This window comes from Thalassotalea montiporae (assembly GCF_053485855.1).
Genome location: NZ_JBQRUO010000006.1, coordinates 38,537 through 65,199 on the forward strand (window position 1 = coordinate 38,537; position 26,663 = coordinate 65,199).

The 26,663-nt window shown below is 42.1% G+C and carries 23 protein-coding genes; 13 read left to right on the forward strand and 10 right to left on the reverse strand.

Going from position 1 to position 26,663, the window contains the following annotated elements; translation table 11 throughout:
* Positions 1-121: 121 nt before the first annotated feature.
* The 3 genes from ACSLUR_RS15540 (at position 122) to ACSLUR_RS15550 (ending at position 3,640) form a co-directional block, all read left to right on the forward strand.
* Complete coding sequence (locus ACSLUR_RS15540; RefSeq protein WP_448556074.1) at positions 122-835, forward strand: acyltransferase; 714 nt, start codon at positions 122-124, stop codon at positions 833-835.
* 15 nt (positions 836-850) lie between these two features.
* Positions 851-2,185, forward strand: coding sequence for a glycosyltransferase family protein (locus tag ACSLUR_RS15545; RefSeq protein ID WP_448556076.1), 1,335 nt, complete (start codon positions 851-853; stop codon positions 2,183-2,185).
* A gap of 105 nt (positions 2,186-2,290) precedes the next feature.
* The gene (locus ACSLUR_RS15550) at positions 2,291-3,640 is read left to right on the forward strand and encodes a response regulator (RefSeq protein WP_448556078.1); all 1,350 of its coding nucleotides are present in this window, start codon (positions 2,291-2,293) and stop codon (positions 3,638-3,640) included.
* Positions 3,641-3,796: 156 nt separating this feature from the next.
* On the opposite strand, the gene rpoD is transcribed toward ACSLUR_RS15550, so the two are convergent.
* From rpoD to rpsU, 4 genes are all read right to left on the reverse strand, one after another.
* Complete coding sequence (rpoD, locus tag ACSLUR_RS15555) at positions 3,797-5,659, reverse strand: RNA polymerase sigma factor RpoD (RefSeq protein WP_448556079.1); 1,863 nt, start codon at positions 5,657-5,659, stop codon at positions 3,797-3,799.
* Positions 5,660-5,781: 122 nt separating this feature from the next.
* Positions 5,782-7,554 (reverse strand): DNA primase, encoded by a 1,773-nt coding sequence (gene dnaG / locus ACSLUR_RS15560; protein ID WP_448556080.1) that lies wholly within the window; start codon positions 7,552-7,554, stop codon positions 5,782-5,784.
* Positions 7,555-7,734: 180 nt separating this feature from the next.
* Positions 7,735-8,181, reverse strand: a complete 447-nt coding sequence (locus ACSLUR_RS15565; protein ID WP_448556082.1) for a GatB/YqeY domain-containing protein — start codon at positions 8,179-8,181, stop codon at positions 7,735-7,737.
* Positions 8,182-8,236: 55 nt separating this feature from the next.
* Positions 8,237-8,452, reverse strand: coding sequence for a 30S ribosomal protein S21 (gene rpsU, locus ACSLUR_RS15570; RefSeq protein WP_074500846.1), 216 nt, complete (start codon positions 8,450-8,452; stop codon positions 8,237-8,239).
* Positions 8,453-8,788: 336 nt separating this feature from the next.
* On the opposite strand from rpsU, the gene tsaD reads away from it, so the two are divergent.
* A complete protein-coding gene (gene tsaD, locus ACSLUR_RS15575) occupies positions 8,789-9,802 on the forward strand; it encodes a tRNA (adenosine(37)-N6)-threonylcarbamoyltransferase complex transferase subunit TsaD (protein WP_448556084.1) in 1,014 nt (337 codons plus the stop codon).
* A 65-nt stretch (positions 9,803-9,867) separates the two neighbouring features.
* Here tsaD and plsY read toward each other — a convergent pair whose 3' ends face one another.
* On the reverse strand, positions 9,868-10,446 hold the full coding sequence (gene plsY / locus ACSLUR_RS15580) for a glycerol-3-phosphate 1-O-acyltransferase PlsY (RefSeq protein WP_374188839.1): 579 nt from the start codon (positions 10,444-10,446) through the stop codon (positions 9,868-9,870).
* 137 nt (positions 10,447-10,583) lie between these two features.
* Here plsY and folB point away from each other — a divergent pair, with 137 nt between their 5' ends.
* The 5 genes from folB to ACSLUR_RS15605 all read left to right on the forward strand — a co-directional run bounded on the left by folB (position 10,584) and on the right by ACSLUR_RS15605 (position 13,940).
* Positions 10,584-10,940 (forward strand): dihydroneopterin aldolase, encoded by a 357-nt coding sequence (gene folB, locus ACSLUR_RS15585; protein ID WP_116001184.1) that lies wholly within the window; start codon positions 10,584-10,586, stop codon positions 10,938-10,940.
* Positions 10,940-11,449 (forward strand): 2-amino-4-hydroxy-6-hydroxymethyldihydropteridine diphosphokinase, encoded by a 510-nt coding sequence (gene folK / locus ACSLUR_RS15590; protein ID WP_448556087.1) that lies wholly within the window; start codon positions 10,940-10,942, stop codon positions 11,447-11,449. The genes folB and folK overlap by 1 nt, the downstream gene beginning before the upstream one ends.
* A gap of 19 nt (positions 11,450-11,468) precedes the next feature.
* The gene (locus ACSLUR_RS15595) at positions 11,469-12,278 is read left to right on the forward strand and encodes an undecaprenyl-diphosphate phosphatase (RefSeq protein WP_448556089.1); all 810 of its coding nucleotides are present in this window, start codon (positions 11,469-11,471) and stop codon (positions 12,276-12,278) included.
* Between the two features lie 198 nt (positions 12,279-12,476).
* Complete coding sequence (locus ACSLUR_RS15600) at positions 12,477-12,917, forward strand: BLUF domain-containing protein (protein ID WP_448556091.1); 441 nt, start codon at positions 12,477-12,479, stop codon at positions 12,915-12,917.
* A 174-nt stretch (positions 12,918-13,091) separates the two neighbouring features.
* Positions 13,092-13,940 carry a co-chaperone YbbN gene (locus ACSLUR_RS15605; RefSeq protein ID WP_448556093.1) on the forward strand — a complete coding sequence of 283 codons (849 nt, stop codon included), beginning with the start codon at positions 13,092-13,094 and terminating at the stop codon, positions 13,938-13,940.
* Positions 13,941-13,984: 44 nt separating this feature from the next.
* Here ACSLUR_RS15605 and ACSLUR_RS15610 read toward each other — a convergent pair whose 3' ends face one another.
* The 5 genes from ACSLUR_RS15610 to ACSLUR_RS15630 all read right to left on the reverse strand — a co-directional run bounded on the left by ACSLUR_RS15610 (position 13,985) and on the right by ACSLUR_RS15630 (position 20,546).
* Positions 13,985-14,773, reverse strand: coding sequence for a hypothetical protein (locus ACSLUR_RS15610; RefSeq protein WP_448556095.1), 789 nt, complete (start codon positions 14,771-14,773; stop codon positions 13,985-13,987).
* 64 nt (positions 14,774-14,837) lie between these two features.
* A complete protein-coding gene (locus ACSLUR_RS15615; protein WP_448556097.1) occupies positions 14,838-16,142 on the reverse strand; it encodes a glycosyltransferase family 2 protein in 1,305 nt (434 codons plus the stop codon).
* On the reverse strand, positions 16,135-17,559 hold the full coding sequence (locus ACSLUR_RS15620) for a TackOD1 domain-containing metal-binding protein (RefSeq protein WP_448556099.1): 1,425 nt from the start codon (positions 17,557-17,559) through the stop codon (positions 16,135-16,137). Before ACSLUR_RS15620 ends, ACSLUR_RS15615 begins: the two co-directional genes overlap by 8 nt.
* Positions 17,556-18,545 (reverse strand): HlyD family secretion protein, encoded by a 990-nt coding sequence (locus ACSLUR_RS15625; RefSeq protein WP_448556101.1) that lies wholly within the window; start codon positions 18,543-18,545, stop codon positions 17,556-17,558. The genes ACSLUR_RS15620 and ACSLUR_RS15625 overlap by 4 nt, the downstream gene beginning before the upstream one ends.
* A gap of 3 nt (positions 18,546-18,548) precedes the next feature.
* The gene (locus ACSLUR_RS15630) at positions 18,549-20,546 is read right to left on the reverse strand and encodes a glycoside hydrolase family 18 protein (RefSeq protein ID WP_448556103.1); all 1,998 of its coding nucleotides are present in this window, start codon (positions 20,544-20,546) and stop codon (positions 18,549-18,551) included.
* Positions 20,547-20,730: 184 nt separating this feature from the next.
* Between ACSLUR_RS15630 and ACSLUR_RS15635 the strand changes: the two genes are divergently transcribed.
* The 4 genes from ACSLUR_RS15635 to ovoA all read left to right on the forward strand — a co-directional run bounded on the left by ACSLUR_RS15635 (position 20,731) and on the right by ovoA (position 26,619).
* A complete protein-coding gene (locus ACSLUR_RS15635; protein ID WP_116017268.1) occupies positions 20,731-20,958 on the forward strand; it encodes a glutaredoxin family protein in 228 nt (75 codons plus the stop codon).
* Positions 20,959-21,164: 206 nt separating this feature from the next.
* The gene (locus ACSLUR_RS15640) at positions 21,165-22,955 is read left to right on the forward strand and encodes a tetratricopeptide repeat-containing diguanylate cyclase (protein ID WP_448556106.1); all 1,791 of its coding nucleotides are present in this window, start codon (positions 21,165-21,167) and stop codon (positions 22,953-22,955) included.
* A 199-nt stretch (positions 22,956-23,154) separates the two neighbouring features.
* A complete protein-coding gene (locus ACSLUR_RS15645; RefSeq protein ID WP_448556108.1) occupies positions 23,155-24,465 on the forward strand; it encodes a hypothetical protein in 1,311 nt (436 codons plus the stop codon).
* 12 nt (positions 24,466-24,477) lie between these two features.
* Entirely contained in the window at positions 24,478-26,619 is a 2,142-nt protein-coding gene (gene ovoA / locus ACSLUR_RS15650; RefSeq protein ID WP_448556312.1) for a 5-histidylcysteine sulfoxide synthase, read from the forward strand.
* Positions 26,620-26,663 lie beyond the last annotated feature (44 nt).

A 26,663-nucleotide genomic window follows, 5' to 3' on the forward strand; every position in this document is an offset into this window, starting at 1 on the left:
TTAATTTTTGGTTCGATTTCTGCAAATCAGAACTAGTAACTAGCAATTAGCGAGAGATCTGCGTCACAGGTTGCTAGCAGACACAAAAGTGGTAATTGAGCTCACATGAGCAGGAGGCAGTATGCAAAGCTTTAGTATTCATTATGCCAAGCAATGGGCGAAAACAAATGACTATTGGTTAGCCAAGTTAATTAAGAAAGCTTGGTTAGTCGTTAAATCGGCTGAAATGCCCAATCTGCCAGTAGTGTTTAATGTGCTGTATCACCTGCATGTGTTGCTTAAACAATGTTTTAGTGATGTGCTACGCATACTTTACTACACCCCTATATTTAAAGCGCGAGTATGCAACCAGCCTAAAAAGCTTTATTTGTACGGCGGTTTGCCTGTGGTGATTGGCAGTTTAGATATTTATATGGGTGACCGAATACGATTGGCAGCAATGACCACGATCAGTGGCCGAGCCGTCGGCAATCGCGTACCTAAGTTAGTGATTGGCGATAATGTGGGCATTGGCTGGCGTACTTCAATTTCAGTGGGGCACAATGTGGTGATTGGCAACAATGTACGTATTGCGGGCGACTGTTATTTAGCTGGCTATCCAGGTCACCCTGTTGACGCCCAAGCGAGAGCGAAAGGCCTACCGGATACTGAAGAGCAAGTGGGTGATATAGTGTTATATGACGATGTTTGGCTCGCCACTGGTGTAAAAGTGATGCCGGGAGTCACCATAGGTAAAGGAACTATAGTTGCAGCTGGCAGTGTGGTGACTAAAGATTTACCTGAGTATGTCTTGGCTGCGGGTTCTCCGGCAAAAGTTGTTAAGTCGTTAAAATAGATAGTGGAGTAAGTAATGAATAAGTCATATGCTCCGAAGCAAAGAAAACAAGTTACTCATGACCCGCAAGCTCAGCAAGCGACTGCGACTAAGGGCAACAGCGAAACGAGTCGCCCTATGGTCGTTTTTGGCGAAGACTGGGGGAAACATCCAAGCTCGACCCAACACTTAGTAAAAGTACTGAGCACGCAAAGAGATATTATCTGGATTAACTCGATTGGGTTGCGTAAACCGAAATTTAGCTGGCGTGATATTAGCCGTGTTTTTAGCAAGCTTAAGGCGCGACTTTTTGATGCAAGTGATAAAGCAGGTAAGCGCATTAATGAGCAATATGAGCAGTACGGGCCACATGAACAAGATGTACAAGATGAAAGTACAGCACAAAAAATGCCGACGAGTCGGTATCAATTTATAGTGATAAATCCGCTAGTGCTTCCATGTACCGATCAGCCAATATTGCTCTGGCTTAATAAATTCTTACTGAAACGGCAGTTAGCTCGTGCCATAGATGCACTGTCAGGCCGTCCGATCGTCTGGACGTCACTGCCAACAGCGGTCGATTACCTATCGATTTTTGAAAGCAGTGAGCATAAATGTGACTGCGTTTATTATTGTGGCGATGACTTTAGTGCGTTGGCTGGTGTTGATCATGAATTTGTGGTTGGCAAAGAGCAAGAGTTGTGTGAACGAGCAAGCACGGTATTTGCTGCCAGTCAGCCCTTACTGAGTAAACTGCCTGAATATAAAACTGTGGTTATTCCGCATGGCGTTGATTGCCAGTTGTTTCAATCAGCCAGTGTCAATAATGGTTGTCAGGGCACTTCTTGGCCGCGAGATTTACCGCTAGGAAAACCTATCGCTGGGTTTTATGGCAGTATATCGCAATGGCTTGACCAAGAGTTATTGCTGGAAAGTGCCTTAGCATTGCCTAATTGGAATTTTGTGCTAATTGGTAATATCGAGTGCGACGTCAGTTTGCTTGAAAATCAACAGAATATTTACTTTCTGGACGCTAAACCTCATGACGCTTTGCCAGCCTATTTGCAGCATTGGCAAGTGGCGATGTTACCGTTTAAAAACAGTCAGCAAATACGTATGTGCAACCCGTTAAAGCTGCGTGAATATTTGGCTAGCGGTACACCCATTGCCAGCACCTACTTTAATGCGCTGGCTGAATACCAGCATTTAGTTGAGGTAGCGAGTGAGCAACACAGCTTCGCCAAAACTATTGTTGCTGCCAGTCGACGCGCTAGCGTGCAAGAGAAAGAAGCGCGAGTGTCTAGTGTTCGACAAGCATCATGGCAGCAACGTGCTACTGATGCAGCGCTGTATTTGCCTCAAGTGCAATAAGCAATAAATAGAGGTAAAAGTAAAGGTGTTGTAAGTCTTAGATGTTTGCAAACAGTTGCAAATTGTAAAAGTTAAATATCGAGTTGTTATTTGTGGAGAAGTATCATGAAGCCGTCAATTTTAATTGTCGACGACGAGCAAGAAATCGTAAAAGCCTTAACACGTTTATTGGTTAAGCGTTACCAAGTGCATGGATTTACCGATCCTCAGCAAGCGCTGGCTTTTTTTGAGTCGTCGCCAACACATATTGTGCTGAGTGATATGAAGATGCCAGAGGTAAATGGCGTTGACTTGATGGCGAGCATCTACAAACTAAGTCCGAAAACGCGTCGTGTGATTTTAACGGGATACGCTGATGCCGAAATGGCGCAAGCGGCAATTAATCAGGGGCATGTTCAAGCCTACTTAGACAAGCCATGGGACAACGAAGTGTTGCTGGCAACCCTAGAGCGCTTGATTAATGACTTAAAGCGAGAAAATAAACGAGCGTTTGCGGTTAAAAAGCTGAAGCAAAAAAACCAATATCTTAAAGATAAAAGTGAGGCGAGTGAGCTAATCAGCACCATGATGTTGTCAAGCAATGAGCATTCTCAACAGCAAACAGAGCGTCTAGTCAGTTCACATAATGATCTAATCAACTTGTCGGCTAACCTAGTCGCTAGTCACACTCAGGACAGCTCTGGTCACGCTAACCGTATTGCACAGCAGGCAAAAATATTGGCAGAACAAGCTGGGTTGCCGATGGAATTGGGGAATGCAATTTATTTGGCGGGCTTGTTCTATCGTATTGCGTTGACTGAACAAGATGCCAATTTAGCAGGCACGCCATTGGAAGAGCTAAAACCACAAGCATTGCATATCTGGCAAAAACTACCTCAGTTAAGCAGTGATATTTTGCTAGATACACCCATGCTGAGTGCAAGTGCGAAAATCGTAAGCAGTGCTTATTTTGTTTGGGGTAGCACTCATTGCCAGCTTGACGATGCGGAGCCATTTCAGCAAGACAATTCGTTATATGCATTGGCCGCGAAAGTACTCTCGTTAGTGGTATTTCTGGACTTATATATTTGCGGTCAAATTGATGGCGAGTTGCATCAACCCGTTGCGGCTTTTAAAAGCCTTAAACCTGTGATGAAAAAATACTTTAACGGCAAACTTATTCTCAAAGCCGAGAAGCTACTTTGCCAGCCATTACCTGACTGTCAGTACGAACTTCCGCGAACTATTGGTCAGTTAAAGGCTGGGCAAGTGCTAGCTCAAGATGTTTTTGATCGCCTGGAGCAGTGTTTGTTAACACAACATTCAGTGCTGACAGAAGCGAATCTAGAAACGTTAAAGCTGCTGCAAGAAGAGTGCGAGCAGCCAATGTTAGTTTTTGTATATTCAACAGCGCCGAAAGTGCCAAAAAGTGCTGATGATACGACATCAGAAGTAGATAAATTAGCAGCAGGTTAAGTGAAAGCCTTGTTTTACTTGCCACTGCGTTTTACTGAAAGGTTAAAAGTGAAAGGTTTAAGAGAAAGTTGAAAAAAGAAAGAGTTTTAAAAAATCCAGCACTAGGCTGGATTTTTTATATTAGGAATTCAATGAGTGTAACTCATTGCTAACCAATTACTCGCCGTCTAAGAAGCTTTTAAGCTGCTCAGAGCGAGAAGGGTGGCGAAGCTTACGAAGTGCTTTTGCTTCGATTTGACGAATACGCTCACGCGTAACATCAAACTGCTTACCAACTTCTTCTAACGTGTGGTCAGTATTCATGTCGATACCGAAACGCATACGCAGTACTTTTGCTTCACGGGCAGTTAAGCCTGCAAGTACTTCGTGAGTTGCGTGCTTAAGGTTCTCTGATGTTGCAGAGTCTACTGGAAGTTCACCGCTGCCATCTTCAATAAAGTCACCTAAGTGCGAATCTTCATCATCACCGATTGGCGTTTCCATTGAAATAGGCTCTTTAGCAATTTTCAATACTTTGCGGATTTTGTCTTCCGGCATTACCATGCGCTCTGCCAACTCTTCTGGTGTTGGTTCGCGACCCATTTCTTGCAACATTTGACGTGAGATACGGTTAAGCTTGTTAATCGTTTCAATCATGTGCACAGGAATACGGATGGTACGCGCTTGGTCGGCAATCGAGCGAGTGATTGCTTGGCGAATCCACCATGTTGCATAAGTTGAGAACTTGTAACCACGACGGTATTCGAATTTATCAACCGCTTTCATTAGACCAATATTACCTTCTTGGATAAGGTCTAAGAATTGTAAACCACGGTTGGTGTATTTTTTCGCGATTGAAATAACAAGACGTAAGTTCGCTTCAACCATTTCTTTTTTCGCGCGGCGAGCTTTCGCTTCACCAATCGACATACGACGGTTAATGTCTTTAATGCCGTGAACGTTTAAGAAAGTTTCTTCTTCAAGCTGCTTTAGTTTAAGCACGCTACGTTCTACTTCTGGCTCAATATCAGCCAGTTTGTTTGACCATGTTTCGCCAGCACTGCGTTGTGCATCGAACCAGTCTAAGCTTGTTTCATTACCTGGGAAGATTTTGATAAAGGTAGCTTTTGGCATACCCGCACCAACAACGCAGTGCTTCATGATTAAACGCTCTTGTACACGCAGACGATCCATTACGTCACGCATGTTTTTCACTAGGCGATCAAATACTTTTGGTACTAAGCGGAATTCTTTGAAGACATCTGCTAGAGCGTCGATTGCTTTTTCTGAATCAGCGTGGCCACGACCTTTAGCGTCAATCACTTTATTCGCCGCTTCATAAGCTTCGCGAAGTGCTGCAAATTTTTCTTTTGCAACTTCTGGATCTGGGCCTGTGTCGGCTTCTTCTTCGCTGTCTTCGCTATCGTCGCCGTTGTTTGATTCTTCTAAATCTGAATCTTCGTCAGCAAGCTCTTCTTCCGATAATTCAGAGCCAACGTGCGTTGCAGCTGCGGCTACGTCATCGTCTTCAGCGTCTGGGTCTAAGAAACCAACAATAATGTCGCTTAAGCGAATTTCTTCAGCAACAAAGTTGTCCCATTGATCTAATAGGAAATTGATCGCTGGTGGGTATTCCGCTACCGAGCGTTGTACTTCTTTGATACCTTCTTCGATACGCTTGGCGATAACAATTTCGCCTTTGCGCGTTAGTAGTTCAACCGTACCCATTTCACGCATATACATACGTACCGGATCGGTTGTGCGGCCTATTTCACTCTCTACCGTGGCAAGTGCTTGAGCAGCAGCTTCGGCAGCATCTTCATCAGTATTGGCCTCGCTCATCATCAGTTCATCGGCGTCAGGAGCATTTTCAAATACCTGAATACCCATGTCGTTGATCATGCGAATAATATCTTCAACTTGATCGGAATCGATAATGTCTTGAGGGAGGTGATCGTTAACTTCTGCAAAAGTTAAATAACCTTGTTCTTTACCTTTGGTTATTAACTCTTTAAGTCTAGATTGTGGGGCTTGATCCATTGACGAATGTCCACCTATTTATGGCTATCAAAATAAGAACAGTAAGCGATAAATTCTAGCAAGTTGACGATAAAATTGCCAGTGCTTTCATTGTTTACTGCGTTACATATTGTCAGATCTTGTTACAGCGATTGCTCGTTTAACAAGGCCTGTAATTCTCTTTTTTCTTGTGCTGTTAATTGATTTAGTCGACCTTTTTGCAGCAGTAATTCGGTGCGTTGTTCAACTAAGGTATTCAACAACTTTTCAATGCTATCAAGGAATACATCCTCGGCATTGTCAGCGTTTATTTGATGTTCCCAACACAATAGTTTGGCAAGTTGTTTACCTTCAACACGGTCACGAAACATCTCAATAATTTGACCGCTGTTGATATTGGGGCTGCGCGTGCAAATTTCAAGCAGCTCTGTTAATAAACTTACACCAGGCTGATCTAGCTGGCCGAGTACTTGTGGATTTGGCAGCGTTTGGGCCAATGCTGGTGATTCGAGTAAAAGTGCAATGGCAAGCCTTGCCGGTGTTGTTCTTGTTGGCGTGTTAGCCTTGGCTTGAGCTTTCGCTGGTGATGGTGAGGCTTGGCTAAGCTGTTTGGCTAAATGCTCACTACCCGTACCAAAGTTATTGGCAATTTCGTTGATCAGGCTTTCTTTTAAAATGCTGGCGGGCATTTTATTTAAGAACGGTTGGAAAGATTCAGCGAGTGAGGCGCGACCTTCTAAACTGGTCATGTCCACTTTGGCAATTAGGTTTTCCAACAAGAATTTTGACAAAGGTTGTGCTTGTTCTAGCACTTGCTCAAAGGCTTGTTGTCCTTGCTGGCGCACTAAGCTGTCAGGATCTTCACCGTCAGGCAAAAACACAAACTTCAATGACACGCCATCTCGCACTAGCGGTAGGGCATTATCCATGGCGCGCCAAGCTGCTTCACGGCCTGCTCTGTCACCATCATAGCAACAAATCACTTCATTCACGGTGCGAAATAGGGTTTGTAGTTGCTCTGCTGTGGTCGAGGTGCCAAGCGATGCTACCGCGTAATCAATACCGTGCTGAGCAAGCGCGACGACATCCATATAGCCTTCTACTACGACCAGTCGCTGTAGGTTTTTATTTGCCTGTTTGGCTTCATAAAGGCCATAGAGTTCTTGGCCTTTATGATAAATACGAGTTTCCGGCGAGTTTAAGTACTTAGGCGTGCCATCGCCAAGCACTCGGCCACCAAAACCAATTACTTTGCCTCGCTTCTCGCGAATGGGAAACATAATGCGACCGCGAAATCTGTCGTATGGACGGCGACCATTTTCACTTTCAATCGCCATCCCCAGATCAACCAGTTGTTTGGCTAATTGATGATTGTGAGCAAAGGTATTCATCATGCCATCCCAGTTATCTGAGATATAGCCAATGCCAAATCGTTTGGCGATTTCTCCCGACAGCCCTCGGCTTTTTAGGTAGTTAATTGCGAAATCTTTGTCACTGGCAACGCGCAATTGTTGCTGATAAAAGCGCGAAATTTGCTCTAGTAATTGGTAGTCACTTTGTTTTTGCTGTTGGGCTTGTTGATATTTGCGCTGCTGTTCAGGTGTGTGACTGCGCTCTTCGCGCGGCACTTCCATGCCTTGCATTGACGCGAGTTCTTCAATCGCATCAACAAAATCAAGCCGATCGTACTCCATCAAAAATGAGATGGCGTTGCCATGTTCACCACAGCCAAAACAGTGGTAAAACTGTTTGTCGGGGCTAACACTAAATGACGGTGTTTTTTCGGTGTGAAATGGGCAGCAAGCCTGATAATTTTTACCCGCTTTTTTTAAAGTAACGCGGCCATTGATAAGCTCTACGATATCAGTGCGAGCAAGCAAGTCATCTATAAATTGTCGTGGGATTAATCCGGCCATGGCTGGGAACAAAACTACCTAAGTTATTATCATTATAGCGGCAATGCGAGTTGAGATTTTATGGAAACTATCCAAAGAGAAATACCCGCATAACAGAGCATTTTGACATAAAAAAACCGCGATGCAAAACATCACGGTTTTCTTTGCATATCGCTTGTTGCTTTCAAAGCAACAAGAAGATTATGCGTTTAAAGTTGCTCTAACTTTACCACTGACAGCGCCTAAATCGGCTTTACCCTGCATTGCAGGCTTTAATACTGCCATGACTTTGCCCATATCGGCCATTGAAGTGGCTCCGGTATCGGCAATAGCATCAGAAATCATTTTTGCGATTTCTTCGTCGGTAAGAGGCGTAGGTAAAAAGGCTTCTAATGCGGCAACTTCGGCTGCTTCATTAGCGGCTAACTCTTCACGACCACCTTCGGTGTACATAGTAATCGACTCTTTGCGTTGTTTAACCATTTTGGTTAACACCGCAATAATACCAGAATCATCGAGCTCGGTTTTATTGTCGATTTCCGCTTGTTTGATTGACGAAAGCGCCATACGAATTGCACCAAGTTTAATTTTTTCCTTGGCGCGCATTGCGACTTTCATTTCATCTTTTAATTGAACAAGCAAACTCATGTTTTCAGTCTCAAGCAAGTTGACTAATTATTGTTTTAACAGTGTAAAACGGTGATTAGTACATACGAACGCGACGTGCGTTCTCACGAGATAATTTCTTAGCAGCGCGCTTAACAGCAGCAGCTTTCTTACGCTTACGCTCCCAAGTCGGCTTTTCGTATGACTCGCGACGACGTACTTCAGAAAGGATACCTGCTTTCTCACAAGAACGTTTGAAACGACGTAGTGCTACGTCAAATGGTTCGTTTTCTCTTACTTTAATTACTGGCATATGCCTCTTACCTTAATATTTCTATATAAATCTATAAACGCTTTCGGTTATTACTGTTATTTGTTAACAGCGAACATACCTAACATTTATACGCTCATATTGTGTTAATTGGGGCGCGCATTCTATGCCGAATAGCGAGGTTTGTAAAGACAAAACGCATTCTGATAATGAAAAGTTATAAAAGTCTTATAGGTAAAAGCTACTTTGATAAATCGGGCAGCAACTTGGCTTTTTATCTTTACGGTTTGTATAGCTATAGATATACAGTTACTGCTAAAATCGCGCCCCAGTATTTTTACTATGGTTGCCGCTGAACCAGATTAATAGGTTATTAGTATGCGAATTTTAGGTATTGAGACTTCTTGTGATGAAACAGGTATTGCAATTTATGATGAAGAGCAAGGCATTATGTCGCATCGCCTTTATAGCCAAATTGCTGTACATGCTGATTATGGCGGAGTAGTACCTGAACTCGCATCGCGTGATCACGTACGCAAAACCATTCCACTGATTAAAGAAGTGCTGGCCGAAGCAAACCTGACTCCTCAAGATCTTGATGGCGTGGCTTACACCGCGGGCCCTGGTTTAGTTGGTGCCTTATTGGTTGGCTGTTCAATTGGCAGAAGCTTGGCGTATGGTTGGGATTTACCTGCTGTACCGGTGCATCATATGGAAGGACATTTGCTTGCGCCAATGTTAGAAGACGATGTCCCTGAATTCCCTTTTGTTGCCTTACTAGTTTCTGGCGGCCATACCATGTTAGTGCGTGTTGATGGCATTGGTCACTATGAGTTACTCGGCGAATCTGTCGATGATGCGGCAGGCGAGGCATTTGATAAAACCGCTAAGCTGCTGGGGTTAGACTACCCAGGTGGCCCTGTATTGGCAAAAATGGCAGAAAACGGCACAAAAGGTCGTTTTAAGTTTCCAAGGCCGATGACAGACAGACCTGGCTTAGATTTTAGCTTTAGTGGTCTAAAGACTTTTGCCGCTAACACGATTGCCAAAGAAGACAATAGTGCACAAACCTATGCTGATATTGCTTATGCATTCCAAGAAGCTGTGGTTGATACTCTTGCAATTAAATGTCGCCGCGCACTAGAGCAATGCGGCTTGAAACGCTTAGTTATAGCCGGTGGTGTAAGTGCGAATACTTCATTGCGCGAAAAACTTGAAGCAGTGACGGGTAAGCTTGGTGGTAACGTGTATTATCCGCGTCCTGAGTTTTGTACCGACAACGGTGCAATGATTGCCTATGCAGGTATGCAGCGCTTGAAAGCGGGTGTGTCAGCTGATTTAACTTTTAAAGCAACACCGCGCTGGCCGCTTGATACGTTACCCGCGATTTAACGGGTAATTTGTTAACGGGAATTTGCTGGTAAGTAAGGCTCGAACTATTGATTAAACTATTGTTTCTAGCTGATTTGAGGTTCCGTACCTTTAATCAGCCGAGAAATATTGTCTTTGTGGCGGATTACTATCAGTGCAGACAGCATAAGTACAGGGTAGACATAAAGCGGTTTTAATAGCCAAACATACAGCGGTGCCAGCAATACTGTAACGATGGCGGCGAGACTCGAATAACGGGTCGACTTGGCAACAATAATCCAAGTAAGTAGCAGTAACACTCCAAGGTCAATACCGATTGGTACTAGTACGCCGAACGCAGTAGCAACAGCTTTTCCCCCTTTAAGTTCAAAAAAGATGGGGAACATATGGCCCAAACACGCTGCCATCCCAACCACCCCTAACCATATTGGTTCAACTCCCATAAAGTAAGCACCCCAAACTGGTAAGGTACCTTTTAACACATCAAGTAGTAATACCGTTGCGGCTGTTGCTTTGTTGCTTATGCGAAGTACGTTGGTAGCACCGGGGTTTTTTGAGCCTGTAGAGCGGGGATCTGGTAGGCCAAGAAGTCGACAGATCAATATCGCGCTTGAGATAGAGCCAAGCAAATAGGCAATCACTATCATAGCTGCGGTAACAATCATCTCGTCTTTAATCCATCAATACGCTTGTTATTGGTTATTGGTTGGCCATTCTAGCGCTTATAGCACTGGTTTTTCTATACCCTGAGAGGTAAACTCGCGGTTAAATTTAGCAAATCCTAATATGGCTGGGAATAAGCGTGGATAAAGTTTTTATTCAAGGACTTAAGATACAAACCACGATTGGTTTTTATGAGTGGGAAAAGCAAATCAAGCAAACCTTAGTGATTGATTTAACCATGGGATGGAACACGCGATTAGCAGCAGAGAATGACGAACTCGCTAAAACGTTAGATTATGCTGAAATCTCTGTTGCACTTGAGCAATTTGCCAATGAAAATCCGGTCGATTTACTCGAAACATTGGCCGAACGCATGGCGAATTTTTTGATCACTGAATATCAAATTCCTTGGCTGAAATTAGCGATAGGTAAACCAGGTGCTGTGCATAACGCGCAAACGGTTGGCGTTGAAATTGAACGTGGTCATTTAAGCTAATGGCACAAGTTTTTATATCGCTTGGCAGCAATGTTGAACGTGAAAAGTATGTGGTTAAAGGGCTCGATGATTTAGCTCAAGCTTTTGGCCAGCTTGAGGTTTCGTCTTTGTATGCATGCGAAGCCGTTGGCTTTGATGGCCCTGAGTTTTATAACTTAGTGGTGGGAGCTCGTACGTCAATGTCGCTTGATAAGGTTGCTAAAGTGCTGCGCGATATTGAGTATGCTAATGGTCGCAGCCCAAATGCGGTAAAGTTTAGTCCGCGTACGTTAGATTTGGATCTCTTACTTTACGACGATTGTATCGCCGATTCACCGGCACAAATTCCGCGTGATGAAATTTTAAAAAATGCTTTTGTACTTTGCCCACTAGCGGAAATAGCACCAAGGCTGCACCACCCAATTGCTCAGCAAAGCTATGCAAGCCTATGGCAAGCCTACGACCAAACCAGCCAGCACATTCAACAATTGCCATTACCGTGGCAACAACCTGTTTTAACAAACCAATAGCCAGTACCAATTATTAATTATGGATATTATTGAAATTATTCTTTTGGCGCTCATACAAGGACTAACCGAGTTCCTGCCAATTTCTAGCTCAGCACATTTAATTTTGCCATCTCAGCTATTTGGCTGGACAGATCAAGGTTTGTCGTTTGATGTCGCCGTACATGTGGGTTCACTACTTGCGGTGATGATCTACTTTCGCGAAGAAGTTGGTCGCATGTTTATGGCGTGGATTGGGTCATTTTCAAGTAGTGGTAGGGCGAGTAACAACTTTGACGGCAAGCTGGCGTGGTGGATATTATTTGCAACCATTCCTGCTGGCTTATTTGGCCTATTCGGCAAAGATTATATTGAAGAATATTCGCGCTCAATTTTAGTCATCGCGGCGACAACGATACTGTTTGGCGTGCTGCTCGGCTTTGCTGACATCAAAGCCAAACAAAATGTGTCGATAGAAAAGCTTGGCTTTAAAGGAGCGATGTTAATTGGTGTTGCACAAGCCATTGCGATTATTCCGGGTACATCCCGCTCAGGAATTACCATGACCATGGGCTTGATGCTGGGCTTGAGCCGCGACAATGCTGCGCGATTTTCTTTCTTATTATCGATTCCTGCAATTGCCATGGCAGGGAGCTATTTAACGTACAAAGCCATTAGCGACTCTGAACCCTTAGTCTGGGGCGATATCGGTATTGGTGCTTTGTTATCATTTATTAGTGCCTATGCTTGCATCCATTTTTTCTTAATTTTAATTAATAAGCTCGGCATGATGCCGTTTGTGATTTATCGCTTGTTGCTTGGTGCTGGTTTGCTAGCGTTTGCGTTTAGTTAAACGTTTGCAAGGTGTTAGGTAGGTCAATAGCATGAACATTCAAAATGTTTTTGGAGTTTTTGTGCTAGCTCAAGATCTCACTCAAGGTATTGTTGCAAACTAAGCTGTAACTTCTATTATCAGTACTTGATTTACCCAAGGTTAGGCATATCTTGACCTATCTATACGTTAGTTTGAGAAAGTGCTCTAGAATCAGTTATGAAAGCCTATTTTTATATTAGCCAGCCGTTAGTTCCTGTCGATAGTGCTTCGTTAGAGAGTTTAGTTGCCAGCGCTGAAGTAAAAAACGCAGCGTATGGCATTACGGGTTTTTTGTGCTTTAAAGAGGTGTTTATTCAGTACTTTGAAGGTGAAACGAAAGAAGTAGATGCACTCTTTGCAACAATTAAAGCGGATCCTCGCCATAAAATTTTAAACTGTTTGGTATTTGATAATATTGAGTGTCGTCAGTTTCCTAACTGGCGAATGAAGTTAATCAGCCGCGATGTATTGAATCACGATCGCGTAGAACCTTTCTTATTTAAACAACTAGCACGCGCAAAAGATAGAACGTCTCACCTTGATAAGTGGCGCAAACAAGTGTGGCTTGCTGTTCAATATATTGCCGCTCAATCAACTTATGACGCACCAATGGTTTAGCGCTAGCACTCCCACATTCAATTCGGTCAATTAGCTTAGTCAGCTTATTTCTTCTAAATTCGGGGAAAAAGAGTAAAGAGCTATGATTATTGCTAGATCATTCTGTTCGCAATTATTGAAATTAATGTTATTGCCCCAATTAACGTTATTAGACAAAATCATTGAGGATAAAACGTGAACCCGAACGCAGTATCGCTAACGTTAGAAAATTTTCAGCAAGTTGTACTAGAAGACAGTAAAGAAAAGCTTGTATTGGTGGCCTTTTGGGCTGACCAGGTACCAGAAAGTCTTGAGCTAAGAGATAAGCTTGCAAGCAAAACCGCAACTGCTAGTGAACACGTTATTTTTGCAGACGTTGACTGTCAGGCACAACAGCAAATTGCTATGCAGTTTGGTATTCAAGGTTTACCAACAGCGGTGCTGGTAAAAGCTGGGCAGCCAATAGATGCGTTGTCAGGCCCACAACCTGATGAAGCTATTGAGCAGTTTTTGGCTAAACACCTTCCGCAGCCGCAGGATGAATTTTTAGCTCAAGCACAAGCTGCGTTAGCCAATGGCGATGCTAACCAAGCGTATTCGGCAGCGAAGCAAGCCTTCGACTTAGATAGTAGCCGTGCAGACATTAAATTAGTACTGGCTGATGCATGCGTAAGTTGTGGTAAAACTGAAGATGCGCAAACATTGCTTGATACGGTCATGATGGTCGACCAAGACAGCTATTATCAAGCTGTTGTTGCTAAGCTTGAACTGGCCAACGAGGCGTCAAACTCACCTGAATTACAAGCTCTAGAAGCTAAGCTTGCAGAGTCACCTGATGACCCGCAGCTTATTCAGCAATTAGCTGCGCAGTATAGCCAAGTTAACCGCCATGAAGACGCGCTCGCATTGCTGTTTAATCGTGTGCAAACTGCCCGTGATGACGCCGATAGTAAAAAACTACTGCTAGATGTGATGAAAGCCTTACCAGACGGTGATCCACTCGCTAGCAAATATCGTCGCAAGCTTTATACCTTGCTTTACTAGCTAACTAAAGGCGAGTATTAGATGTACTCGCCTTTTCAAAACGATTAGTAACTATACTGAATTGAGCGTTTTAGTGGGGGGACGTTTTGTTTCGAGCTACTTGTGATAATCATCAATATAAAAGCAATAGCTAATAACAAAGCTATGCTAGGCTCAGGTATCGCAAGCGTTTGAATTTGAGGCTGGGGTACTATTCCATTAATTTGCAGTTGACCAAACCTTGCTGTTTGGCTTTCTGTGTAAACACCAACTTTGCCTGTTGAGAAAGAGTCATTACTAACGCTGAATTGAATATTGGGTGCTGAATTTTCGGTACCAATTGCTATCGCAAATTCGCTACCTAATCTTTCAATGCCAAATTGATAGGTAGTGTCATCTGCCCAAAATAATTCTGGTAGGTGAAATATAGTATTTGAGCTTCCGTTTATTTCTTCAATTAAAAATAGGCCAGAACGCCCGGTTATATCTGCTATTGCTCTATCATCGGTTGGCTTTGAGTAATTTTGTGACCAACCTAGCCTGAAGTGATTTGATTCATCTTGCCACCCAAAAACAACGCCCAAGATGTCGTTGTCGTCGTAGTTTTCGGTTGTCGGTGTAAATAAGCCTGTGAAGGCAAAGTCGCCTATCAGCTCAAAATCACTAATTAAGGCACCAGATGAGTTTCCGCGCTTTTCAGGGGCATCACTGTGAAGGCCTACCCATGTTCCAGTGTTGCGGCTATTCGAAGGACCTGCTTCTTGTGTCCAGAAACTTGTGTCGACGACAATGGGAGTAGCTGATACATAGGCTGCTACTAGGTATAGGGCCAGTGAAAGACTATATTTGATCATTTTTCTTCGACTCATCAATTAGATATGAACATGCTGTCGAGACGACAATTGATTGTAAAATGTACTACAGTTTGTTGCGCTTAGCAACTTTTGAGACTTTCCAAGGATTCCAAGCATCAGCATAAGAACGCTTATGGATAAACTCCATGACATAAGAGAAAGTTCTAATAAACCTTAAATAAAAGCCTGTGTAAATTGGCATCAGTGGAACAAAAAGTAGCCCTTTATAATCAACTTTTTGATTCAAGCTTCTCTGCAGTCTTATCGAGAATAGCCACTGCACTAAATTAGCTAAGGCGTACAGAATATAGTTAATTATTAATATGAACATAATATAAAGTGGCGTAAGTTGAATAACTTGGAAAAAATAAAAAAACCATTTCAAGTCGAGTAGCAGGTTGAAGACTAGGTTATCTGCGACTGAAATGAAGTTACTCCAACTAAACTCTTTGGATGGCTTAAGAATGTCTAAATGCTTGCGTAGCCTAAACCTAATAATGGATTTATCCCAACGGTAGCGCTGTTTAGCTAATTTTGTCATAGTTGAAGGAACATTAGTGTAGCAGACGCTTGCTGGTTCATGAGCTACTCTGTAGCCCAGCTTTCTAATTTTTAGTGTTATGTCTCCATCTAGGCCTGGCCCAACATCCCAGCCATGTATTTGCATTAATACATCCTTTCTGAATGCGCCGAATGCCCCTGATACAATTCTTAAAATACCTAATTGAGATGAAACAGTCCTTCCCAACATAAGGCTTTTAGTGTACTCGAGGGCTTGAGTTTGTGTGATTAGTGAGTCTGCGTGGTTAGCAACTCGTACATCTCCACCTACACATCCTATTGTTTGGTCCATTAAGAAAGGGATTAGCATATGCTCAATTGCATTATCTGCCATGTGCGTATCAGCATCAAGGTGCACTATATATTGACCGCTAGCAAATTGGAGCGCTGTATTTGCAGCTGAGGCCTTGCCTCCTCGCACATCATTTCTGATAAAAATATCAATTTTTCCTTGTTTCTCGAGTCCTCTGCAAATAACTGGTGTCATATCATCAGAGCCATCGTCAACTACAATCAGCTCTATATTTGAATAGCTTTGTTGGCTTAGTGATTTAACTAGTTCTGGTAAATGCTTACCTTCATTTTTACCGGGAACAATTACTGATACTCTTGGCTTATCAAAAAATAGTTGTTTTCTGGCTTGTTCGTATTGACCTGCGCTTTTTCGTCGCTTAGGTAAATATATTGCCAAAACAATACCCTCAATAATGACATAACGGACCATGTCCAGCATAAAAAATGGCCAGAAGTAGCTGAATAATTGTGGGAGGGTTAAATTAAACAGAAAGCTTAACGCTTGTTCAATCAAGGTTTTCACCCTCTGAATCTAGAAAATTTTCCAGCATTTGCTTTACGTCTTGTTCACCATTAATCGTACTGGTCGAGAACGAAATCTGTTGTTCTCTGTTGAAGTTTTGAGCAAACAGCATTTCTGTCGAATTTTTTAGGCGTTCTATTGCAATATCTGCATTTTCTTTACTTGTTTCAGTCATTAAAACAGTAAAAACACTCTCGTTATATGCTGTAATTGCGTCAGACTCTCTAAATACAGATTTGAATATTTCTGCTAATTCGGTAAAGACTTGCTTAGCTCTGTTGCCCAACGAAAGGTATATTGTGTCTAAATCTACTAATTGAATGATCGCTAACGTGCTTTCTGATTTCTTATATCTTTTGATTCTAGCGCCTTCAATATCAACAACTAGTTCAAACTCTTTAAGAGTTAAAAGCTGCATTTCTGATTCAAGAATGTCAGTAAAATAAGTAGTTAAACCATAGTAGGCTGCATTGATTCCAACAGAAGTTGCTTTATAGCTGTTAATCCTGCGCACATCGAGTAGCTCGGAGTCAACCGTTCTACTACATTGGTAACATTGAGCTATCACCTTAGAGTCTTGACCTACGTATGAACATTCATTGCATTTTATAACAGTTGACGGTTTGTCATAATCGACCCCAATATGACGCAAATGAGTGTCGCACTTTGGACAGTGGAGCCCTTCTTGGGTAGACTTGAATTGGGTAATTTCAGCGGTATGTGAACATTTAAAATGATGGACTAACTCTAACGTTTCAATGTCGTGAGAATCACACTTTGCGCAGATTTCTTTAAAGTTTAAAAATGCACTGTCACAGTGATTGCAAAAATGTGCGCGATCAATCAATTTGGGAGCAATTAAATTTTGTTGTTCCAAAATTGCCAGCATTTGAAGTGTTCCCATATCTTGAGCTTTAAATAAAGCTTGCAATTGAGGGTAAACAAAGCCGTTCGAGTTTTCGGCCGTTTTAATTGGCTCGGCTAGCATGTTTCTGCTTGCCATCATACGTAGAATACGGATTGGTAAATTGTTTTCAGGTGATGCTTCGTCTTCTACAATATTGTTTATCCAATTATTTATGTCATAAAAGTGATTTTCCCAGTCAATACTATTGATGACTTGCCCAGGCGAGCTTGATATTGCGCCATCTGCCGCATTTAACTTCCATGATAACGGCTGACCATCCCTTGTGATAAACAGCACTGGTCGTAAATACAGTTTGGCAAGTTTATGTTGCCTAATTGTTTGCAGTGCGGAGTAAGCTTTAGATTGCTCGGTTGCGTCTATTGCAATAAATGAACAGCTGCTCCAATCATAATTGTCTAGTTCCTCTTCTCTTATCGTATTCGATAGAAATTCAGTATCATTTTGAGAAGAAATAAATTGTACTGGGAAATTGTTGCTCATCGTACACCTCTTACCGTGACTGGCATTCTTTCGTGCTTCACCCAAAGTGAAATATCTTGGTTATTTTCTGGAATCAGAATCACTTTTAGTTTTATATCCTCACTGCTTGTTGGTTCTGAGGGCGACAATGATAAAGTTGAATCAATATGCTTAACTTTGGCTATGCTCTCACTTTTATCGGGAAAGGTGACCGTCAACTTAGGTTGGTTATAAATATCTTGATAGAGTTCAATACTTGTAAATAGCGTTATAAATACAGAAGGATAAGTGTGTTTATAGTTGAGCAGTATATCCCCTTTTTTTATGTAATCACTTTCCTTGAATGCTATTTCAGCAATGAGAGCGGCTTCATGCGCGTAGATAAACTTTTCCATGCAATTTGTATCTTGTGGCTTTTGAGAATCTAGTTGCTTTAGATCTGCTAAGCGCTGCTTCATAATGTTAAGCTCTTGCCCTAATTGTTCAATTTCATACCCTAACGAATGCCACTGCTTTTCTCGCAAGATGTTGTTTTGGTTTGGCTCTCGAAATAACTCGGCATTGATCTCGAGCGCTCGATAGAACGCAGTACTTGGTGAAATTATCGACTTGATATAAGTACGCTCTTTGATAAGCGCTTCTCGTTTGGTAGTTAAAACAAGTATGTCATCTTGAAGTTTTGTTAGATCTTTGTTGTTTTCAGCTAAGCACGCTTTTTCTGGGGCTAACGTTGCTATCAGTTGGCCAGAAGTAATTTCGTCCGTTTCTTTGATATGTAGCTTTGAAATCCTACCTGTATAACTGGACATTAATGAACTGCGCTCTATATTAACTATGCCGTTAGCGGAAATAATAAAATACGGCTTAATGAGTAAATAGAGAAGGTAGCAGGCCATAAATGCAAGTATCACAAAATAAACCCATTGAGTGACCTTAGACGGTGTACTCTCCTTTGATTGCCCTTCAGGAGCGCTGCTTATATAGCTTTTGCGATTGTACAACTTCAAAATTTACCTCTGCGTGTATATGGCTAGTTTATGCGTAGCGTACTGCTCAATACCTGTAGCTTGAGATACTTCTTGAATGAGTGCTTCTAGTGTTAGCTCATCCTTAATTTCTTGCTGTCGAACAGCCAGTACTAACTTATTCAATGGGATATACTCCAATAGCATTTGAGTACGATTAACAATCAAATCTAGAGAGGAAGTTCCATAAGCCATCAGATAAATTTGGTCTACATAGTTTGAAGCTTGTTCGTAGACTGATTTTTCCCAATGATATGGAACAGAAATGCTAATGTTTAAATTGGGGTGCCTAGCACGTATCTCTTTCAGCAATGATATGTATTGATTGAGCAATTTTGTGCTATTTGATGGATAGCTTTTCAAAGTATGAGGCTCGATATCCAAATGAACTCGGTCGTGAACCGCACTTAAGCTTTCTATCGCAGCAAGTGCCTTTGCATGATTTGCAGTCATGACCCATTCGGGCTCACCGATTAGTTGAGTAACATTGACGCCAATTTGACTCGCATCTTTTATAAATTGAGCGCGCTTTGCGCCATCCACTTTTGAGCTTGCTGTTAGTAAAACACTAGAAATGTTTTTTGCGTCAATTAATGATACTAACTGTGAATTACTGTAACGGTTAAACTCATCTGACCACAAGTAAACAGAACGCTCACCAAGCCTAGAGCGGTATTTTACATGGTGATCACTACTAACTTTTATGTAACTTGGGTCGTAGTCAACCCTAGCAGCGAGAAAGACTTCATTTACTCTTCGATAAAGCTCCTCTTTTGCATCAATCATTTCTAATGCTGCGTCCAAATAACTTCGTACTCTTACGTTGACAGCAGCTATTTCCAATTGCTTCCCTGTTGCAGCATAGCGCTCAATACGATGAACTTTTTCTTGTGTTCGAAGTAATCGGTAATGTTGCTTTATTGTCCTTTCAAGTTGTTCTTGTAATGATTGGTATGCACTTCTAGCTCTAGTAATTATTTCCCATTTTTCATGGTTTAAGTCACTTTCAAGTTGATTAAGGCGTGCATGCTTCTGGTTTTTACCGCCATAAAAATTTATTGGGGTTTGAAATCTTATGCCTGCGACCAATTCATCTTCACCAGAGCGTGCTAAGTCAAACTCCTTTCTGATAAACATACGAAAACGAGAGTTATCAATGAACGACTCTTCTTTAGCGTATTTATCCGATAACTGCTGAGATTTTAATTTTTTAACTTTATAGAAGTAGTCTAGCTCGTTAATGGCATTCAATAGCTTTTGAAAATCAATGTTGATGATTGGTGGGTTGAGAAGTTCATCAATACTAACTGAAGTCTCAGAAACGTTATTAATGTGCTCTAAACGTTGGCGAGCTAATGTAATATCTTCTTCAGAAATTAACAGTTCATCCAGGTAGCTTTGCCCTTTGAAGTAGGCTTGACGTTCAACTTGGTAGATGTCTTCCATAAACGCCAGTTTCAAGCTGGTTAGATAGGCTTGCATTGCTGAAAAATGAGAGTCAATTAGGTATCGACGGCATTCATTTTTGAGTATTTTTTGTTTCAGTTGGCCGCTAAGCTTTTCAATAGCAGCTTCGCGCTTTAAGGCCTTGGCTTTATATTTATAGTCTTTGTAGCCAGATTTCAGAGCATCCCATGAAAGCTCTAAATATGTACTGCCGTCAATATTATCGGTGCTTTGCTCTATATTGTCTGTGGTGTACCCCCCCCTCAATTCTAATCCATATGACTTTTCAAATATTGATGCTTGTGATTTTAGAGCTTCAATTTCGTATTTATTGGACCACTGAACGTTGCAATTAGAAACCAATATCTTTGATATATCAGAGAGCTTTTGTCCTTTGGCTAATTGTCCCTTGGTCTGTTGAAAAGTATTCAGGGCATTAGCCCAAAGTTTGTCTTCAACAGCTTGAGCCTTTACGGTGATTAATATGGTTAAAAGAGAAAACGTAATGCATGCGCGAGTACAAAAAATTGACAACAAAACAATAAACTCAGTGAAAATAAATAAGGTGGATTGTATGTGTAAAATTTCGGCACGTAAATGTTAACCTTGAATTAATACATGTAATTTTTTTGTATTAATTTGTATTGATTTTGTGTTTTTGAGCAATAACAGCCAGTAGAATTGCATGTAATTATAATTGTGTTGAAGTACCAGAGTAAGCATGAAACGCATTGTTTTATACACTATGGCTCGTTGCCCTCATTGCGATACGGCAAAGCGCTATCTAGACGAAAATAATTACCCATATCGGCTGGTGAATGTTAAAACACCCGCAGGGCAAAAAGAGCTGAATCGCCTTGGCTTTCGCGCTGTGCCAGTACTCAAAGTAGGTGACCAACTACTCAATGGCTTTTCAATAAAAGACTTTAAGCGCTTAATGAATAACTAAAGCTAGAAAATTATCAAAATAAGGTTTGAAATTAACCTCTTGTACAAATGTTAAACGCTTTTGAATTGCGTTATCATGACCCTTATTTAATCGGTTAACCATCTACAAGGACGTTGTAAGTGCTGCAATTTAGATGTGCAATCATGCTTGCTTGCTTTTTTTGCGCTTGGTTATTTAGTGCTGTGGTTTTAGCTAACAGCTACTCAGTGGAACATTTTAAAGCCATTGGCAATGATATAAACCGCAATCCCCACCCGGTTTACCAACAGCTGCTCGCCATTGAAAACAATAAACAAGCGCTGAGTGATGAAGCTTATCTTTGGCTACTTTACCGCAAAGCCCACGCTGAAGATTTACTGTATTTTCACAAAGAATTTGAGCAAACCGTTGCTGCCGCAAAAGCCTTAATTACTGATCAAACCTCGCCTGAAATACGAGCCCATATTGGCATTTATAGTGGCGTTGTTGCCGAGCGCCAAGGGCAGTACGGTCAAGCTATTGCGAGTCTTAGGGCCGCAATGGCGCTAGCAAAAAATGAAAACCTCAATTACGCCTACACATGGGGAAAGCAACATTTAGCATACTCACTCAGTCTAACCGAGCTTTATGAAACTTCTTTATCAGATTTACAAGAAGCCTATGTCGAAGCATTTGCCATGGATGACCACTTTCTTATCGCCGTGATCAATGAAACCTATGGTGCTGTTTATGGCTACATGCATGAATATGACAAGTCCATTGAATACTATAACCGTGCGCTCGACACTTATGAGCGTCTAGGTTACCGTCCCTTCGTTGCTGAGGCTATTTATGGCTTGGCGTCAACCTATCGCTATATGAAGCAATACGACAAGGCGATTGCGAAATTCAATTTGTATTTAAAGCGCATAAATTACACCCCAAATCGAGACATTAGTTACTTTGGCGCTTATGGATTGGGAATGACTTATGCCGAACAAGGCAATTGTGCAAAGGCGATAGCCACCATAGACAATGCGTTAATGCTCAACGGCCAGATAGATTATGATGCTGAGCTCTATAAACAAAAAGCGGGCTGCTTTATTAAGCAAGGGAAACTGGAGGAAGCCGAAGAAAACATTGTTCGTGCAGAGCAAATTTTTGCGAAAATGCCAGAGCTTGCGGGGACTACTTGGACGCTGGAAAACAAAAAAATTCGCGCCGCTTTGCTTTATGCTAGAGGGCAATATCAACAAAGTTATCAGTTATTGAAAGACTATTATGAAGCTTATTCAGCATTGCTCATTAGTAACTCCACTAGACAGCTTATTCGTGTTCGCGCGGCCATGGAACTCGAACGACAAAGTGTTGAACTTTCCTTATTAGAGCAACGTAGTAGGGTGCAATCGTTGCAGCAGGCAAGCAAAGAGCAAAGCACTTGGCAGCAAATTACCATAACGGCTGGTATAGCCACCGCACTGGTACTCGCGTTGACCATTGCAGTCGTTTTATATCTCAAGAATAAGCGAATTTATGAGCTGTCAATTACCGACCCATTATCAGGGGTTTTTAATCGTCGTTATGTTTTCGAATACTTGGATAAACTCATCGCGACAAGTCATGGCAGAAACGGTGATTTAGCAATTTTATTGTTCGATATTGATAACTTTAAGCAAGTTAACGATAACTATGGCCATCCATTTGGCGATGAAGTGATTTATCGGGTTAGCCAGATAGCGCAAGACACATTACGTGTTGGTGATGTGCTGGGGCGCATTGGCGGCGAAGAATTTTTGTGTATTTTACCCAGAACTGATGCCGAGCAAGCTGAAACTATTGCCAAAAGGTTGGCGGCAAATATTCAACAAGCCTTATTTACCAATGAATCTGGCCAACAAATTACCATTACTTGCAGTGTCGGTATTAGTGCTATTGACAGTAGCATGCAAGATAGAGCAACGCTCTATGTACAGTCTGATAAAGCGCTTTACCAAGCAAAAATGAACGGTAAAAACCAAGTAGTGATCTATCAAGAATAATAGTGAAATCTTGGCTGTTTTATTTGTTGTGCAATATTGTTAGGGTAGAGTTAATCGATGCTAAGCGGGTCTGTTTGCAATTAATGCCAACTAATTAATTGAAGTTGGTGATTAGTAATAGACATAGGTTAAATAGACGGGCAAGCATTTGAATCAAAAGCTAAGTAAAAAGCCGTACCAAAACAATAGAGAAAAAGGTATGACAACTAGCGCGCTCGCAAGGCGAGCAATTACTATTTTCCAAGGTCATATTGAAGCGCTCGGTTATAAGCCGCTAGTTCATTTTGAGCTAGAGGGCTGTTGTCATTCAAGCCAAAACTTAGCTAATCAAGTTTCGATTAATCGCACATTATCAGGTACTAAAGTCGGCAACAAATCAGCTACTGCCGCTGAACTTTCCCATCGAAAATCAGCTTCTCACAAAGCTCGCGAACATACTCGCGAGCGAAAGTTATCCTCTGAACACTTTGTTCAAATTAACAAAGCACTACAACATGCAGGTATTGAGGGGCAGTTAGTTGCTGAATATTGGCATAACCAGTGGGAGTACGTGTCATTATTCGCAGGTCAATCGCCATTAAAAGAGGCACAGAACCTTGCGCAGGCTATGCAACTGTTGCCGAAACTTTTTGCTCAGCACGGCTTTGATCAAACCCTAATTAAGCCAGTGGTATGGTCTGGCGATCAGGGGCAATTAGCACTCGGCAGTAAAAACATATTTACTGAAAAAGCCCGTGCTGTTCATATTCCCAATGCCATTCAAGTCAATGTCAGTGTGCTTGATAGCGACGGCAAAAACTTAGTTGCACATGATAATTTCGGCGAGATACTTCAACGTTGTTTTCTCAATACTAGCCTAGCGAACTGTTTGTTATTTATGCCAGAACCAGATGCATTTGAACGACTTGCACTGAAAAATAAATATGGCCTAGCACAAGAACTTTGCTCGCCAACCGACATTTCAGGTGGCCATCAAGGCAGTATTGCGCTTTATAAAGAGCGAGGCAAACACAACCAACCCATGGGCGTTGAAGTCATATTGTATGATCAACACAGCCAAGCGTTGCTAAGCGAACAAAACTGGCAAAAAACTGCGCGAGTGGAGCATAGATTAGGCTCAGCTAGCATGGCATATGATCCTTATGTCAATGTGGTATTTGCCCTTGCTAACCTTGTCGATGCACTTGAGGCATATCACAACGATAAAGGAAGAACTTTGTTAGCCACGCCGTTTATTGAACAAGCCCTACCTGTTCAAATGTATTCTCGGGAAAAAGAACATCACGTTAACAACGGTCTAGATAGTAAATGTGCAACTAAGCAGATGCAGGAACCCAGTGCGTACGAGTTATTTGCAGACAGTGATTGGTTGGCCAAACGCATTATTCGCTCTGGCCAAGCCATGAATAAAAGCAATTTACTTCACCGTGAGCTAGGCGAGCAGTTAACTCGTAGTGTACTCACTAAGTATCAGCCCAATAACAATATTGCATTACTGACGACAGGATAATGCGTTCTTATGATGAATATTACGAAACAACAACTAAAAACCCCATATTTAACCGCAGCAGACTCGCAATCAGGCAACATCGAGCAAATTGCAGCAAAACGCGCGGAACTAAAAGCTTACTATATCAACAGCTGGCAAACTTATGAGTCACTGTTTGCTTTGATCAATAACGACGAAGCGTTTTACTCACGACCAGAGCCGCTGCGCCACCCATTGATTTTCTATTACGGCCATACGGCAACTTTTTACATTAACAAGCTGATGCTGGGTAAGTTTATAAAGCAGCGAATAAATGAAAAGCTTGAAGCGATTTGCGCGGTGGGTGTTGATGAAATGAGTTGGGACGATCTCAACAGCGCACATTACGACTGGCCAAGTGTTGACGAAGTGAGAACATATCGCAATCAAGTGTTTGATTTGGTCTGCGAATTAATTGACACCATGGAGCTGAGCTTGCCCATCACGCAAGACTCACTTGCTTGGATCATTTTGATGGGCAGCGAGCATGAGCGAATTCACTTGGAAACCTCGTCAGTGATTATGCGTATGTTGCCATTGCAAGATTTAACACCGACTGAAGCATGGCAGTCATGTCCTTATCAAGGCCAAGCACCAATTAACGAGCTGCTGCCAGTTGCTGCGCAAGCGATTGAGCTAGGAAAAAAAGCCGACGATAACACCTATGGTTGGGACAACGAATACGGCGCTGCATCGCTAGAGGTGCCTGATTTTCGCGCCAGTAAGTATTTAGTTTCTAACCAAGAGTTTATGGCTTTTGTCGAGGCTGGGGGTTATCAAACACCTTCGTATTGGTCGCCTGAAGGTCAGCAATGGTTGAGTTATAAACAGGCGACTATGCCACGTTTTTGGTTGAAAAAAGACGATGGTTATTATCAGCGCAATCTATTGTCGGAAATGCCATTACCTTTAAATTGGCCAGTTGAAGTTAACTACTTAGAAGCGAAAGCCTTTTGTAATTGGCAGTCGAGTGTTACGGGGCGCAATGTCAGGTTGCCTACTGAGCCTGAATGGTATGTACTGCGTGAAAAAGTCGCTGGCGACTTACCCGATTGGCAAGAAGCTCTAGGCAATACAAACCTAGAATATTTTGCCTCTAGCTGCCCTGTCGATAAGTTCGATAACCAAGGCATTTTTGATGTAGTGGGTAATGTTTGGCAATGGACTGAGTCGAGCATTGATGCTTTTGAAGGCTTTAAAGTGCATCCGTTATACGATGACTTTTCCACGCCTACCTTTGACGGTAAACATAACTTGATTAAGGGCGGTTCATGGATTTCCACCGGTAACGAAGCGATTGCGAGTTCGCGCTACGCGTTTCGCCGTCACTTCTTCCAACATGCAGGATTCCGTTATGTGGAAAGCGAGCAGCAAGCTATGCCACTAGTGCCTGCCAACCATTTTGAACAAGACCAAGATGTTTGCCAACAGCTGCAAAGTCACTATCAGAATGTCGGTCTTAGCGGTGGTAATTATCAGCAGCAACTAGCCGAGCAGGTTCGTACTTGGCTTGTCGAGCACAATGCCAATACAGAAAAATTATTGGATTTAGGCTGTAGTGTTGGCCGCACAAGTTTTGCTCTTGCGGACTTGTTTGAGCATGTTGATGGGGTCGACTTTTCAGCGCGCTATATTCAGCACGGCGTTAAACTTCAACTTGGTGAAGCGGTGCGTTTTGAAACAGTGCAAGAGGGAGATATTGTAGATTTTCATGAGCTTTCATTAACAGATGTTGGCTTGTCAGCTGCCCAAAATGTGTTGTTTAGCCAAGGCGATGCAACAAATCTAAAAGACATTTTCACCGGCTATGACGTAATACTCGCCCAGCAAGTACTAGAACAATGTTACGATCCAAAGCAGTTTCTAAAGCAAGTCTCTACTCTTTTGAACGACGGTGCTTTGTTAGTTATTGCTTCCGATTATCAGTTTGATGCTCAGGTTGCTCCGAAAGAAAAGTGGCTTGGTGGTATTAAGGTTAATGGTGAAAACCTAGTGGGATTTGAAGGAGTTCAACAAACTTTGGGGAATAACTTTGAATTGCTGGCACAAACTCAACTTCACCAAGTGATTAAAGTCACCAAACGCACCAGCCAGCTCAGTGAAAAGCACGTAACCTTATGGCGCTTTAATGCATAGTGGTTTGCTTTGCACTTGTTAATCAGCCGCTAGCAAATCGCGTT